This window comes from Streptomyces sp. MGP-BFMKR1, from assembly GCF_057766585.1.
The window spans coordinates 5,352,271-5,367,104 of the sequence record NZ_CM173408.1 but is presented as its reverse complement, the minus strand read 5'-3'; the positions used below and the strand labels follow the sequence as shown (position 1 = coordinate 5,367,104).

The 14,834-nt window shown below is 74.0% G+C and carries 7 protein-coding genes and 1 pseudogene; 2 read left to right on the top strand and 6 right to left on the bottom strand.

Annotation, left to right across the window (positions count from 1 at the left end; all coding sequences use genetic code 11):
* The 4 genes and pseudogenes from AC3CHW_RS21175 to AC3CHW_RS21160 form a co-directional block, all read right to left on the bottom strand.
* A complete protein-coding gene (locus tag AC3CHW_RS21175; RefSeq protein ID WP_488467512.1) occupies positions 1–2,145 on the bottom strand; it encodes an ABC transporter permease subunit in 2,145 nt (714 codons plus the stop codon).
* A 371-nt stretch (positions 2,146–2,516) separates the two neighbouring features.
* Positions 2,517–3,590: pseudogene (locus AC3CHW_RS21170) on the bottom strand (quaternary amine ABC transporter ATP-binding protein); the annotation flags it as partial.
* A gap of 77 nt (positions 3,591–3,667) precedes the next feature.
* Positions 3,668–5,209 carry a GMC family oxidoreductase gene (locus tag AC3CHW_RS21165; RefSeq protein ID WP_488467511.1) on the bottom strand — a complete coding sequence of 514 codons (1,542 nt, stop codon included), beginning with the start codon at positions 5,207–5,209 and terminating at the stop codon, positions 3,668–3,670.
* A 342-nt stretch (positions 5,210–5,551) separates the two neighbouring features.
* On the bottom strand, positions 5,552–7,054 hold the full coding sequence (locus AC3CHW_RS21160; RefSeq protein ID WP_488467510.1) for an aldehyde dehydrogenase family protein: 1,503 nt from the start codon (positions 7,052–7,054) through the stop codon (positions 5,552–5,554).
* Positions 7,055–7,261: 207 nt separating this feature from the next.
* Here AC3CHW_RS21160 and AC3CHW_RS21155 point away from each other — a divergent pair, with 207 nt between their 5' ends.
* Together AC3CHW_RS21155 and AC3CHW_RS21150 are read left to right on the top strand one after the other, a co-directional pair.
* Positions 7,262–8,041, top strand: a complete 780-nt coding sequence (locus tag AC3CHW_RS21155; RefSeq protein WP_488467509.1) for a hypothetical protein — start codon at positions 7,262–7,264, stop codon at positions 8,039–8,041.
* 683 nt (positions 8,042–8,724) lie between these two features.
* A complete protein-coding gene (locus AC3CHW_RS21150; protein ID WP_488467508.1) occupies positions 8,725–9,960 on the top strand; it encodes a metallophosphoesterase in 1,236 nt (411 codons plus the stop codon).
* Positions 9,961–10,457: 497 nt separating this feature from the next.
* Here AC3CHW_RS21150 and AC3CHW_RS21145 read toward each other — a convergent pair whose 3' ends face one another.
* Both AC3CHW_RS21145 and AC3CHW_RS21140 read right to left on the bottom strand, forming a co-directional pair.
* On the bottom strand, positions 10,458–11,447 hold the full coding sequence (locus AC3CHW_RS21145; RefSeq protein WP_176162112.1) for a malate dehydrogenase: 990 nt from the start codon (positions 11,445–11,447) through the stop codon (positions 10,458–10,460).
* Positions 11,448–12,313: 866 nt separating this feature from the next.
* Positions 12,314–14,611 (bottom strand): helix-turn-helix domain-containing protein, encoded by a 2,298-nt coding sequence (locus AC3CHW_RS21140; RefSeq protein WP_488467507.1) that lies wholly within the window; start codon positions 14,609–14,611, stop codon positions 12,314–12,316.
* Positions 14,612–14,834: the final 223 nt, after the last annotated feature.

The window sequence follows — 14,834 nt, the reverse complement described above, 5'->3', positions numbered from 1 at the left end:
TCAGGCTCCCTTCCGGGCGCGGCGCGCCGTCGGCTGCGTCACGCGGTCGAGCATCAGGCCCAGGCAGACGATGGCCGCGCCCGCGACGAGGCCGGTCGCCAGGTCGCCCTGGGCCAGGCCGAACAGCACCTCGTAGCCGAGGCCGCCGCCACCCACCAGCGAGCCGATGATGACCACGGCCAGCACCAGGACGACGCCCTGGTTGACCGCGAGCAGCAGCGCGGGCCTGGCGAGCGGGAGTTGCACCTGGCGCAGTTGCTGGCCACGGCTCGCGCCGAGGGAACGGGCGGCCTCCAGGGCCGCCGGGTCCACCTGGCGCAGCCCCTGGGTGGTGATGCGCACCACCGCGGGCAGCGCGTAGACGATGGCGGCGGCAGCGGCCGGGGCGCGCCCGACGCCGAACAGCGCGACCACCGGGATCAGGTACACGAACTGCGGCATCGTCTGGAACACGTCGAGCACCGGACGCAACAGCCGCTCCAGGCGCTCGCTGCGAGCCGCCGCGATGCCGATCGCGAAGCCGATCACGAGCGTGACGGCGACGGCGGCCAGCACCTGGGAGAGGGTGTTCATCGACTCGTCCCACACGCCGAGCACCCCGACGGCTGCCATGGCCAGGGTGGCGGTCAGGGCCGTGCCCCAGGTGCCGATCAACCAGGCGAGGGCGGCGACGATCAGCAGCGCCGACCACCACGGCAGGCCCTGTAGGCCGTCGCGCAGCGGGTCGAGCACCCAGGAGGTGAAGTGGCCGGCCCAGTCGGCGGTGCCGCCGATGACCGGGACGCCCGAGTAGAGGTGGTCGGTCATCCAGTCGACGGCGTCGTTGACGGGCGCGGCGATCTCCACCGTCCAACTCCTGGGCCACGTCAGCGAGTCGGCGAGTTGGCCCGCGACCAGGGCCGCGGCGACGGCCCAGCCGTCCAGGCCGCGCAGCCAGCGCGGGGCGGCCGGGGCGTGGGAGTGCTCGCCCGCGGCGGCGGTCGTCCGGTCCAGGACGACGGCCAGCAGCACGATCGGGATGCCGGCGGCCAGCGCGGCCCCGACGTCGACCGACGACAACGCCTGGTAGACCCGGTCACCGAGGCCGCCGCCACCGATCATGGAGGCGATCACGGCCATCGACAGCGCCATCATGATCGTCTGGTTGAGGCCGAGCAGGAGTTCCTTGCGGGCCAACGGCAGCCGGGCGGTCACCAGGCGCTGCCAGCGGCCGGCGCCCAGCGAGTCGACGGCCTCAAGCACGCCGGGGTCGGCGCCGCGCAGCCCGAGCGCGGTGAGCCGGGCCATGGGCGGGGCCGCGTAGATGACGGTGGCCAGCACCGCACCCGGCACGCCGATCCCGAAGACCAGGACGACGGGCAGCAGGTACGCGAACGCCGGCAGCACCTGCATGGTGTCGAGCACCGGGCGCAGCACCCTGAAGGCCCGCTCGAACAGCCCGCCGGCCAGCCCCAGCAACCCGCCGACCACGACGGACAGCGCGACCGCGACGACCATCAGCGCGAGCGTCTGCATGGTCGGCACCCACATGCCGAGCAGCCCGCACACCGCGAACGAGACGGCGCTGGTCAGCGCGGTCCGCGCGCCCGCGGTGCGCCAGGCGACCAGCGTCGCGGCGGCGGTGACGCCGGTCCAGCCGAGGGCGAGCAGCACCAGGTAGACGCCGCGCACCGAGGCCACGATGCCGTTGCTGATGTGCCCGAAGAAGTAGAGGAACAGCGGGTGGCTGTCGCGGTTGTCGATGATCCAGTCGTTGGTGTCGGTCAGTGGGTCCGTCAGGTCGACGGTCAGCGCCTCGGGCCAGCTCCCGCTGGACCACTTGGCGTGCGCGATCGGCACCAGGACGGCGGCCAGCACGGCGAGCACCGCGAGCTTGTGCAGGCCACGGTGGCGCAGCAGCGCGCGGACGCGGCCCTGGTCGCCGCCGTCGCCCCCGGCGGGGGCGGTCCCGGAGTCGGGCTTGGCCTTGCGCTTGGGCTTGCGGGCTCCCGTGCTGGTGCCTGGGGTGCCTGGGGTGCCCGTGTTGTCCGTGCTGCCTGTGTTGTCTGTGCTGCCTGTGCTCGGCGCGTCGGCGGCCGGGGTGGTGGCGGGGTCGGCGCCGGGCGTGGACCCCTGGCCGGTGGCGGGCGGGGTGGCGGCGCTCATCCGCGGCCCCCCGTGCCGGCCGCCGCGCCGGATTCGGTGCCGTCGCCCGGGGGTTCGGGGGCCGGCTCGGAGGTCTGGTCGGGGGCCTGGCCCGCGGCTGGCTCGGGGTTCTGGTCGGGAGCCTGCTCGGGGGACTGGCCGGTGGCCGGGTCGGGCGTTGGGGCGTCCGTGACCGTGGCCGTGGCGGGCGGGGCGACCGGCGCGGGAGCGGCCGGGTCGTCCGCGTGGGTGGTGGCCGGTGCGGTGGCAGCCGGTTCCGTGGCGGCCGGTTCATCGGGGGCAAGGGTGGCGGCCGGCGCTGCGGGGCCGATGATGGCGGCCGGAACGCCGGGGGCGGTGGCGGCGGCCGAGACGCCGGGAGCGGTGGCGGTGGCCGGCTCGTCCAGGCCGGCGACGACGCCGAGCAGACCGGCGTGGTCGACCACGCCGAGGCAGCGGCCGGCGTCCATCACGCGGGCCGGGCCGCCGGAGCGGGCCACGGCCTCGATGGCCTCCGCGACGGTGGCGCCCGGCGCCAACGCGGGACCCTGGTCGGCCTCGCCGGGGCGGACCGGACGCATCGCGCGGCGGACGGTGAGCACCTGCTCGCGGGGCACGTCGCGGACGAAGTCCCGTACGTACGCGTCCGCCGGAGAGCCCACGATCTCCTCGGGCGTGCCGAGTTGCACGATCCGACCGTCGCGCATCAGCGCGATGCGGGTGCCCAGGCGCAGCGCCTCGCTCAGGTCGTGGGTGATAAAGACCATGGTGCGGCCCTCGTCGCGGTGCAGGCGGATGACCTCCTCCTGCATGTCGCGCCGGATCAGCGGGTCGAGCGCGCTGAACGGCTCGTCGAACAGCAGCACCTCGGGGTCGACCGCCAGCGCGCGGGCCAGGCCCACGCGCTGCTGCTGGCCACCGGAGAGCTGGCCGGGCCGGCGGTGCTCCAGGCCGGTCAGGCCGACCTTGGCCACCATCTCGGCGGCCTTCGCGCGCCGCCGCGCCTTGCCCAGGCCCTGCACCTCAAGGCCGTACGCGACGTTGTCGAGCACCGAGCGGTGCGGCAACAGGCCGAAGTGCTGGAAGACCATGGCGGCCCGGTGCCGGCGCAGTTCGCGCAGCCGGGAGCGGTCCATGGCGAGCACGGACTCGCCGTCGATGTCGACGCTGCCGCTGGTCGGCTCGATCAGCCGGGTCAGGCAGCGCACCAGCGTGGACTTGCCCGATCCGGACAGGCCCATCACGACGAACACCTCGCCCTTGCGGACGTCGAAGCTCACGCCGCGCACGGCCGCCGTGCAGCCGGTGCGCTCGCGCAACTCGGCGGCGGGCAGGTCGGCTTCGGGGCTGCCGGGAATCCGGTCGGCCTTCGGGCCGAAGACCTTCCACAGGTCGCGCACCGCGAAGACGGCCGGATCGCCCGCCTGCCCGGTGGTCGGGGTGGCGGCAGTCACGCTGGTCGGGATGGCGGCGTCGGAGCGCGCGCGTTCCGACGCCGGCGGTTTCGGCCCCCGCGTGTTGTCCTGGGAGTGGCGGGCGCTGCTCACGCGGCACCTCCCGGCGTCTGGGTGCGCACCAACATCTCGGCGCACTTCTCCCCCACCATCAGGACCCCGATCATGGGGTTGACGGCCGGCATCGTCGGGAAGACCGACGCGTCGGCTATGCGCAGGTTCCGCAACCCCCGCACCCGCAACTCCGGGTCCACGACGGCCAGTTCGTCGTCGCCGGCGCCCATCCGGCAGGTGCCGGCGGGGTGGTAGACGGTGTGTGCGACCTTACGGGCGTACTCGCTGATCTCCTCGTCCGAGGTGACCTCAGGCCCCGGGCACACCTCGCGCCCCAGCCATCCGGCCAGCGGCTCCTGCGCCGCGACCCGGCGCGCGATCTTTATGCCGTCCACCAGGGTGCGGCCGTCGTAGTCGTCCTCGTCCGTGAAGTACCGGAAGTCGAGCGCGGGCTTGACGGCCGGGTCGGCGCTGGTGAGGTAGAGCCGGCCGCGGCTGCGCGGCTTGGGGATGTTGGGCGTCATCGACACGCCGTGCGCGGGCTTCTCGTAGCCGAGGCGCTCCGGGTTGTCGGTGAAGGGGATCTGGTAGAAGTGGAACATCAGGTCCGGGCCACGGGATGCGGGATCGCGGCGTACGAACAGGCCGGCGTCGGAGTCCATCGCCGAGTTGTCCGGGATCGGGCCGTTGGTCTCCCACACGATGACCGACTCGGGGTGGTCGAGCAGGTTCTCGCCGACGCCCGGCAGGTCGTGGACGACGGGGATGCCCAGCGCCTCCAGGTCACCGCGCGGGCCGATGCCCGAGTGCATCAGCAGCCGCGGGGTGTCCACCGCGCCCGCGCACACCAGCACCTCGCGCGACGCCTCGACGAGTTCCTCGGTGCCGTCCTTGGCCCGCACCCACACGCCGGTGGCCCGGTCCGCGTCGAGTTCGAGCCGGTAGGCCCAGGTCTCCAGGAGGAGGGTGAGGTTCGGCCGGTCGCCCGCCTCGATGTGCGGGTGCAGGTAGGCGACGGAGGCGGAGGAGCGCTTGTTGTCCTCCGGGTGGTACGCCAGGTCGAAGAAGCCGACCCCCTCGTGGAACGGCGCCTTGTTGAACCCTTCGACGCGCGGCACGTCGAGCGCGGTCTGGGCGGCGGCGACGAAGTCGCTGGCTATCGCGTTCCGGTCCTTCTCGTGCACCGGAACGATGTTGTTGCGCAGCCGGGCGAAGTACGGGTCCATGGACGCCGCGTCCCAACCCCGCGCGCCGGCCTCGGCCCACTCGTCCCAGTCGCCGGGCAGCGGCTTGAAGCTGATCAGCGTGTTGTGCGAGGAGCAACCACCGAGGACCCGGGCGCGGCTGTGCCGGATGTGCGAGTTGCCGCGTGGCTGCTCGGTGGTCGGGTAGTCGTAGTCGAGGTCGCCGCCGAGCAGGCCGAGCCAGCGGCGCAGGGTGAGTACGTCGGGGCGGTCGATGTCGGTGGGGCCGCCCTCGATGACGGCGACGGTGACGTTCGGGTCCTCGGTCAGCCGGGAGGCGATCACCGAGCCGGCGGTGCCACCACCGACCACGACGTAGTCGTAAACGGGCATGGAGGGTCACTCCTTCTGCAAGGTACGTGCGTGAACGTGGGACGTGGGCAGGCGGGTTGGCGTGCCTGCGGGGGTGAGCGGGTTGGCGTGCCTGCGGGGTGAGCGGGTTGGTACGTCCGCGCGGGGGCGGGGGTGCTGGCGCGTCCGCTCGGGTGGGGCGGGCTTGCCTGCCCGCGAGGGTGCTGGCGCTTGTGCGCGGGTGCCCGGGTGCCCGGGTGCCGGCGGGACCGTGGCGGCCGGCGGGCTGAGCCGCCGGCGGCCGTGGGCGGGTGGGCGCGCCCGCGGGGGCGGGCGGGTTGGGGGTGCCCGCGGGGGCGCGCGGGCCAGGGTGCCCGCGGGGCGTCAGCCCGCGAACCAGCGGACGGGCCGCGGGTCCAGGTTCTGGTAGATGTGCTTGGCCTCGCGGTACTCCGCCAGACCCGTGGGGCCCAACTCCCGCCCCACGCCGGACTTGCCGAACCCGCCCCACTCGGCCTGCGGCAGGTACGGGTGGTAGTCGTTGATCCACACGGTGCCGTGCCGCAGCCGCCCGGCGACCCGGCGGGCGCGGCCCGCGTCGGAGCTCCACACGGCGCCCGCGAGCCCGTACTCGGTGTCGTTGGCCAACGCCACCGCCTCGTCCTCGGTACGGAAGGTCTCCACGGTGAGGATGGGCCCGAAGGTCTCCTCGCGGACCACGCGCATCTCGCGGTGGCACTGGTCCAGCACGGTGGGGGCGAAGAAGAACCCGGTGGCGGGGCGGTGCGCGGCGGGCTCGGGCTGGCCACCGCCGCAGCGCAGCGACGCGCCCTCGGCCAGCGCCGACTCGACGTACGCCCGCGTCTTCTCCCACTGCTGGCGGGAGACGAGCGGGCCGCACTCGACGCCGGGCTCGGTGCCCCGGCCGAGCTTGATCCGCTCGGCGCGGCGGGCGAGTTCGGCGACGAAGCGCTCGCGTACGGACTCCTCGACGATCAGCCGGGCGCCCGCCGAGCAGACCTGGCCGCTGTGGATGAACGCGGCGTTCAGCGCCTGGTCGACGGCGGTGTCGAAGCCCTCTTCGGTGGCGCAGGCGTCGGCGAAGACGACGTTGGGGTTCTTGCCGCCCAGTTCGAGGGCGACCTTCTTCACGGTCGGCGCGGCGGCCTGGGAGACCTTGACGCCACTGGCGAGACCGCCGGTGAAGGAGACGAGATCGACGTCCGGGTGCTCCGACATGCGGGCGCCCACCGGGTCGCCCGCGCCGGTCACCAGGTTCGCCACGCCGGCCGGCAACCCGGCCTCCACCAGGAGGCGCACCAGGTGGACGGTGGACAGCGGGGTGACCTCGCTGGGCTTGAGGACGAAGGTGTTGCCCGCGGCCAACGCCGGGGCGACCTTCCAACTCGCCTGGAGCAGCGGGTAGTTCCACGGCGTGATCAGCGAACAGACGCCGACCGGCTCGTGGACGACCACGCTGTGCACGTCCGGGCTGCCCGCGTCCACGACCCGGCCGCCGCTCTCGTTCATCACGAGGTCGGCGAAGTAGCGGAAGGCGGCGGTCACGTCGTCGACGTCGACCCGACCCTCCTCCAGGGTCTTGCCGGTGTCCCGGCTCTCGGTCAGCGCGATCTCCTCGCGGTCCCGCTGGAGAAGGTCGGCCACCCGGCGCAACAACGCGGCGCGCTCGGCCACCGGCGTACGCGGCCACGGCCCGCTGTCGAAGGCCCGACGCGCCGCGGCGACCGCCGCGTCAACGTCGGACGCGTCGCCCTCGGCCACCGTTGCGAGGGTGGTCGCGTCCGCTGGGTCGAGCACCTCCCGCTCGGCGCCACTGGCAGCCGCTTGCCACTCTCCGTCAACATGGATGGTCTCGATCGCCGACACGTTGGTTCTGCCTTCCGATACACCGAAATGTTCCACTGCTGGTCACACCAGCAACCGGAACCCCTCCCCGGAAGACACCAACGTATGCATCACTCTTCATGGAAAGTGGTCTGTCTCACTACCTGTAATCAAGCCTGGCAATCTTTGGGGAGTAAAGAGCTGATAAATTCACCCTCCGCTAGTTAACTGAGGGGGATGGATCTCACCATGACGAGGAAGCACGGCGTACTGGCCGCGACGGCCTGTGTGGTTGCGGTGCTGGGCCTGACGGGCTGCGGCGACGACAGCGACAGCAAGAGCGACAAGGGGTCGCAGGAGCCGAAGAACGAACTCGCCGACCTGTCCGCGCAGCAGATCTCCGACAAGGCCAAGGAGGCCCTGCTCGGCGCGACCTCGCTGCGCATGAAGATGGACCAGGGCACCGGCGCGGAATCGCTGAAGATCAACCTGGCCCTCGACAAGAAGGGCAACTGCAACGGCACCATCGGTGACGGCCAGGGCGCCAGCTCCGAGCTGATCAAGGCCGACACCAAGGTCTGGATGAAGCCGAACGCCAAGTTCTGGACGCAGCCCGACGTCGGCGGCAAGGAGGGCGAGGCGGCGGCCGAGCTGTTCAAGGACCGCTACATCCACGGCACCACCGACGACGAAATGCTCAAGGACAACGCCGACATGTGCAACCTGTCGGCGATGCAGGCATCCATCAAGTCGGACAGCGACACCAAGGACAAGCTGACCAAGGGCGAACCCACCAAGCTCGGCAGCCAGCTCGTCGTCCCCCTCACGGGCCCCAGCGACGACGGCGGCAAGCAGACGATGTACGTCGCCGCCACCGGCAAGCCCTACCCGCTCAAGATCAGCGTCGTGGGCGGCAAGGAGCCCGGCACGGTCGAGCTGAACGACTACGAGAAGCCCGTCGACACCACCCCGCCGCCCGCGAGCGAGGTCATCGACATCGCGAAGTTCGAGGAGCAGTTCGGCAAGTAGGTCGCCGGTGGGGGCGCGGTGGCCGGTCGGGGCGCGGTGACTGGTGGCTGGCTGGATAGCTGGCGGTGCCGGGCCGGTCTGGGTTTGGCGCGGCGCCTTGGCTTGGTGGCTCGGCTGGGCTTAGTGCCTTGGCTGGTCTGGGCTCGGTGCCGGGCCGGTCTGGGCTCGGTGCGCCCCTCGGCTTGGCGCCTTGGCTTGGCTTGGTGGGGTCTGGCCTCCGTTGCGTGGCCTGCTCGCTCGGGCCCGGCTTGGCTCGTTCGGGTTCGGGTTCGGGTTGGGGTGCGGGGCTCGGCTGGCCCTTTCGGAGCGGTTCGCCGGCTCTTTCGGGGTGACTCGCTGCGGCCGGTCTCGGCTCGGCCCGGCTCAGGTGGCCAAGCCCCTACGGCCTGGCCGGTCTAATGCCCCGGCTCTCGGAGCCCGCACCCCGGCTCCCTCTACGGCCCGCCTCGCCGCTCGGCGCGGGGCGGGCCGTTGGCATGGGGCGGGCCGTTGGCGTGGAGGCGCTGGCGGGAGGCGCGAGCGGGGCGTTGGCGTGAGGGGGCATGGACGGGAGCCCGGAGAAGCCGCGTGGGGGCGGGGGCCCCTCCCCCCTCCCTCCCCTCCTCCCCCGCCGCCCGCAGACCTTCACCGGGTGTTCGCGGTCCCTCCACCAGCGGGTCGAAGTTACCTGCGAGAAACCTGGCATGTGCGATGACGAATACACACCGCCGCGCCCGGATCTGACCGAGAGGCAGTGGCTCGACCTCGACGACAGCATCGTCACCACCGGCCGGCCCGCCGCCGAGCCCGTCGCCGGTGCCGCTGGCTCGGGCGTGGGTCGCCGCACCGTGCTGGGTGGCGCGGTGGCCGGGGCGGCGGCGCTCGCCCTGCTACCGCAGGCAGCCCAGGCGGCGCAGGCCGCGCAGGCGGCGAGCGGCGCCCCGGTGGACAAGTTCCCCCTACCCAGCCGGCCGGGGCCCGGGGGTTCGTATGCGGTGCTGGTCACCGGGGACGCGGGCACCGGCAACGAGGCCCAGTACGCCGTCGCCGAAGCCGCCAGGCAGGTGTGCCGCACCGAGGGTGTCGGGCTGGCCATTGGCCTGGGCGACAACCTGTATGAGAACGGGCCCGAGTCGGCGCACGACGACGAGTTCCACACCAAGTTCGAGAAGCCCAACACCGGCATCGACGTGCCGTGGCTGATGGTGCTGGGCAACCACGACTGCTCCGGGCTGATACCCGGCAGCGGCGGCGACCCCTCGCGCGGCGACCGCGAGGTGGCGTACGCGACGACGTCGCGCCGCTGGCACATGCCCGCGCGCTACTACTCGACCGCGCTGCCGGCCGGCCCCGGCAGGGGCGCGCCCGTGGTGGAGTTCTTCGCGGTGGACACCAACCCGGTGGCCTCGACCGTCACTCAGCTCGACCCGTATTTCCGCTGGGACGGCCCCTACATGCGCGAGCAGCGGCGTTGGTTGGACTCGGCGCTCACGGCCTCCCGTGCCACCTGGAAGATCGTCATCGGGCACCACCCGTACCTGAACAACGGCAAGCACGGCAGTGCGGGCTCCTATGACGGCTTCACGATCGGCCACTACACCAGCGGCGTGCACCTCAAGGAGCTGTATGAGGAGGTGGTGTGCGGCCGGGCCGACCTGATCCTGTCCGGGCACGACCACACCCAGCAGATCCTTGAGCCCACCAAGCGGTCGCGGGGCACGCGGCAGATCGTGTGCGGCACCGCGGGCAAGAAGGGCGACGGCAAGGCACATGACGATCACCCGGCGCGCTGGCAGGACTTCGGCCAGCACGGCTTCATGGTGATGAAGGTGTCGACGGGCAAGCTGACCATCGATGCCTACACCGTGGACGTGGCCACTGCCACCGCCACGCGGGTCCATCGCTTCACCTCCACTTCGGCGCTGAGCGCACGCTCCTGACGCTCTGTCAGCCACGACGCCAGCGGCAGGGGCGCGTCCTGTGAGAACGCGCCCGCCCGTCATCGCGACGGCGAACGGCACGTGGTCCCCGACGGGTTGCGGGGGTGTCGTCCGCGAGCTGTGTTTCACGTTAGAGGAGGCGGGGCGGGCGTGGGGAAAAGCGGAAGAGGCTGTGGATAAGTGGGGCCGGGCCCCTGTGGACAACTGCTGGTTCGTATGACTTACGCGTGCCGTCGGCCGACGTACGCCGCGCCGGCACGCCCCGCCGGCACACCCCGCCGGCAGGCCCCGTCGGCACGTCCTGTCAGTACGCTCCGCCGGCACGGCCCCGTCGTCACAGCCCGTCGCACGACGAAGGCCGTCCCCCAGCACGCTGCCGGGGAACGGCCTTTCGTGTCTCTCAGGCACGGCGTACGCGCCACGACCCGCGAGCCCGGCCGCGGAGGACCGGAGCCCGGAAGCCCGCGAGGCTCAGCGGCCCGGGGCGGGCCGGTGGATCAGAGCAGGCCCAGACCGCGCACGGCCTCGCGCTCCTCGGCCAGCTCCTTGACGGACGCGTCGATGCGGGTTCGCGAGAACTCGTTGATCTCCAGGCCCTGCACGATCTCGTACGTGCCGCCCTGCGTGGTGACGGGGAAGGAGGAGATGAGGCCCTCTGGCACGCCGTACGAGCCGTCCGACGGGATGCCCATGGACGTCCAGTCACCAGCGGCGGTGCCGTTGACCCAGGTGTGCACGTGGTCGATGGCGGCGTTGGCGGCCGAGGCGGCCGAGGACGCGCCGCGGGCCTCGATGATCGCGGCGCCGCGCTTGGCGACGGTCGGGATGAAGGTGTCCGCCAGCCACTTCTCGTCGTTGACGACCTCGGCGGCGTTCTTGCCCGCGATCTCGGCGTGGAAGATGTCGGGGTACTGGGTGGCCGAGTGGTTGCCCCAGATCGTGAGCTTGCGGATCTCGCTGACCGGGGTGCCGGTCTTCTGCGCGAGCTGCGAGACGGCGCGGTTGTGGTCCAGGCGGGTCATCGCGGTGAAGCGCTCGCGGGGCACGTCCGGCGCCGCGGCCTGCGCGATGAGCGCGTTGGTGTTGGCCGGGTTGCCCACGACCAGGACCTTGATGTCGTCCGCGGCGTGCGCGTTGATCGCCGCGCCCTGCGGCTTGAAGATGCCGCCGTTGGCCTCCAGCAGGTCGCCACGCTCCATGCCCTTGGTCCGCGGGCGGGCGCCCACGAGCAGGGCGACGTTGGCGCCGTCGAAGGCCACGTTCGGGTCGTCCGTGATGTCGATGCCGCGCAGCAGCGGGAACGCGCAGTCGTCGAGCTCCATGGCCGTGCCCTCGGCGGCCTTGAGGCCCTGCGGGATCTCCAGGAGGCGGAGCTTGACCGGCACGTCCGCGCCGAGGAGGTGGCCGGAGGCGATGCGGAAGAGCAGCGCGTAGCCGATCTGGCCGGCCGCGCCGGTAACGGTGACATTGACGGGAGTGCGGGTCATGGCGATCTCCTGCTGCGAGCTAGCGGTGGGTGTCCCTGCCCATTTTCCGAGGTCTCTTGGTATCGAGAGACGCGGCGTCAGGCTATCCGACGCGGCGAACGCCCACTCCGCTGCCCGGTGTGTCCCACCTCACCGGCCGTGCGACGGCGACTGAGCCCGCTGTGCGGCAGCGGCTGAGCCTGCTGTATCGCGGCGGCCATGCCGGCCGTGGCCACTCCGCTACGCGCGGCGTTACGAGCCTGCCGGCGCGGTGGCCTGCGGGTCGTCGTGCGGGGCGCCGCGCCCTGTCCCGCCCCCCCCCCCCGCCACACGCCGTGCGCCTTCGCCGCACGGGGTGGGGTGCGGGTCGACGGACGATTCGGCCACGCGTCCCGAAGGGTCGGGCGCGGGGCGGCCCGCGCGGCTCCGGGAGTAGCGCCGGCGGGCCGGGCGGGGCCGGCCCGGACAAGCCAGCGGCGGCCGTTCGCGCTCAGGAGGAAACGCGAACGACCGCCAGCGGCCTTGCCGTACCCGTGGGGGGTTACTAGTCGCTTGCCCCGCATTGGCGTGCGCATGCCCCCGGAATGCGTACCATCACCGAAAGGTCACGCCCCCTACGCAATTCACCAACAGAACAGGGCAAAGCAGGCCACCCCGCGTGACGCTCCGTCAAGAGCGCCGCCGACTCCCCTCGCGCCGGGCGACTGGCCCGCTGCCGCACCGCCGCCGCCACCCCCGCCTCACCGCCGGCGCGCGCGCCGTGCCGGCGGCGTCCTCGCACCGCTTGGGCGCGCCCCGCGTACGGCCGGCCGCTTCTCGACCACCCGGCCGACGAAGCCGCAATGCCCGCACCGGCACCAGCACCGGCACCGGCCGCTCACGGCCCATCACGAACTGGTGCACCCGGTCTCGCCCGTCGTCCGCGTGACGCACGCCGTGGCCAGCTTCGCCGACCGCACGGGCACCATGGCGGTGTACGCGTCGCCGTCGGCGTCCGCCGTCCGGCGCCGTTCCTGGCCCCGTTCCGCGCCGGCGGCCCCGCCCCGTACGCGCACCTCGTCGCCGGGTGCCGCCTGGGCGATGCGGGCCCAGGCGGCGCCGCACACCTTGCTGTAGCGGACCTCCACGTACACGCCGCCCACCATGGCGTCGGTGGTGGTCTTCGCGTGCGTCCCGCCGCAGCCCATCGCCTCGGGGTCCTTGCCGCCGCAGGCCGCGCCGGTGCACCGGACCCCGTCCGGCAGGGGCGCGCTGGGCGTCGTCGTCGGGGCGGACCGGTTCGACTCGTCGTCACCGAACCGGACGTCGAAGACGAGCATCGCCGCCGCGACCACGAGCAGGGTGCCCACGACGCCCGCCGCGAACATGCCCAGCCGGTGCCAGCGCCCGCCCGGCGCGCCGGGCGCGGCCGGTTCGCCGTCCACGGCAGGCTTCGGCGGCGCGTCGGACCCGCCCCGTGGCGCGGGCTCCGCACCGGTGCGGGCGCCGGTGCCGGTGCCGCCGGTGGCGCCGGTGGCGGCGGCCGGGATCGGGACCGGGGCCGCCGGCACCAGGCTCCGCGCCGGCGCCCCGGGCTCGTCGGCCTCCGCCGGCCCGTGCGCCCACGACTGGCGCGCCGGGCGCGCGCCGGCGGCGGCCCGGGGTGCGGGGCCCGTGGGCGTGCGCGGCGGCGCGCCCTGACCCGGCGTCGGCGTCGGCGTCGCGAGCGCCCGTGGCCAGGCCAACCGGGGCGCGGGGCGCGCGGCATCGTCCGCCGCGTCCCCCGGCTCGGTCGCCTCGGTCGCCTCGGCCGCATCGGTCGCCGGCCGTGCCTCGGCGGAGCCCTTCGCCCGCCCCGCGTCGGCGCCGGCCTTCGGCTTCACCGCGCCAGCCCGAGCGGCGGGCTCTGGTGGTGGCGCCGTTTCAGTGGCCGCCCCTGACGGCGACGCGTCGTCAGGCTCGGCCGCCGGCCCCGACTCCGCCGCGTCCGACTCCTGCGAAGCCGTCGCCGGCTCCGCCTCCGCCTGGCCCGCCTCCGCCTGGTCCGCCACCTCCTGGTTCGTCGCCGCCGTCTCGTCAGGCGTGGCAGCGGACGGTCCGGCCTCCTCGTCGGCCGTGCTCTTCGCGCGCGCCGCGTCCCGTGCCTTGAGCATCGCCGCGAGGAGGTCGGCCGCCCGCCGCGCCTCAAGCGTGTCCGCCGGCAGCGCCGGCTCGTTCGCGCCCGCGCCCGGGCGCCGCGTCGCCTTCGGCGCGGCGGCTGCGGGGGCCGGGTTGGCCGGGATGGCCGTGGCGTCCGCGTCGGCCGCGAACGGCGCTGCGGGCAGGTCCGGTCCCTCGGGCGTCGGTCCGCTCGCGGTGGGGTCCGCGTTCGACGCCGCCTTGCGGGTCAGCGCCTTGCGGGCCGTCAGGAGCGAACGCTTGGCGGCCGGTCGGCGGGGCTCGGAGCGCGGCGCCCGCGGCTGTGGCAGGGCCCGCTGGCCCCGGTCGGGCAGCGGTCGGCCGGTGGTCTGCTGGCCGGCCGCCGGCCTGGCGTCGGCCGTGGCCTCGTCGCCGGTGGCCGCCTGCCGACCCGCGACGGCCCGTTCCCCCGCCGGCGCACGCCGCGCCGTGGGGCGGCGGACCAACGCGGCGGTGGGACCACTGCCGAGCGCACGCTCCCGGTCAAGGACCGGCCAAGACCGTGGCGGGGTGCGCCCGTTCGACGCGGCCGGTGCCGCCGCCGTACGCCGCCCGGCGCCCGGGCCGCCGTCGGCCATGGCGGCCGGTTCGCTCGCGTCCGTACGCGCCGAGCCGCCCGCCTCTCCGACGTCGCGCACCCCCGACTCGGCCCGCGCCGGGGCCGTGGCGCTCGCGCCGTCGCGCCGTGCGGCCTGCGCGAGCGCGGGGCGCACGGGGGCGCCACGGGGTGGTGTCGTCGCGCGGTCGTGCCGCGCCTCCGCGCCGCGCGACGCGCGCTCCGCCGCGTCCCGCAGCGCGTCCAACTCGTCCGCGTCGGCTCCGGTCGCCTCGGCCAGCGCCGCCACGGCGTCGCGCGGCGGCAGCGCCCTGCCGCCGAGGAAGCGCCCCCACGCGGCGCGCTCGTAGCCGGTGCGTTCCGCGACCGCGCTCGCGCTCAGCCCGGCGCGTTCGACCAGTTCGCGCAGCCGCTCGGTGAAGTCCCGCACGCGCGGATCGAGTTCCACCGGAAGCTCTCTCCAGCGAGGCATCGTCCCCCGCCCCCCTACTTCCTCATTCGCTTCGTACGACGTCGTCATCGGGCCCGCCCCGTACGCCCGGCTCCGGCGAGCGCCCAACGCCCGCGGCCCGGCCGACACCACACCGACCGTGCGACCTGCCGACCGTGCGTCCATCCGACCGTCAGATCCGCTGACCGCAGGCCGTACCCAAGGATGACAGTTTCCCGCATACGGGACGCACCACGGGACCCCG

Coding starts and splice junctions, on each gene's coding strand:
- AC3CHW_RS21175 (WP_488467512.1), bottom strand. CDS start 2,145: ATGAGCGCCGCCACCCCGCCCGCCACCGGCCAGGGGTCCACGCCCGGC.
- AC3CHW_RS21165 (WP_488467511.1), bottom strand. CDS start 5,209: ATGCCCGTTTACGACTACGTCGTGGTCGGTGGTGGCACCGCCGGCTCG.
- AC3CHW_RS21155 (WP_488467509.1), top strand. CDS start 7,262: ATGACGAGGAAGCACGGCGTACTGGCCGCGACGGCCTGTGTGGTTGCG.
- AC3CHW_RS21150 (WP_488467508.1), top strand. CDS start 8,725: ATGTGCGATGACGAATACACACCGCCGCGCCCGGATCTGACCGAGAGG.
- AC3CHW_RS21145 (WP_176162112.1), bottom strand. CDS start 11,447: ATGACCCGCACTCCCGTCAATGTCACCGTTACCGGCGCGGCCGGCCAG.
- AC3CHW_RS21140 (WP_488467507.1), bottom strand. CDS start 14,611: ATGCCTCGCTGGAGAGAGCTTCCGGTGGAACTCGATCCGCGCGTGCGG.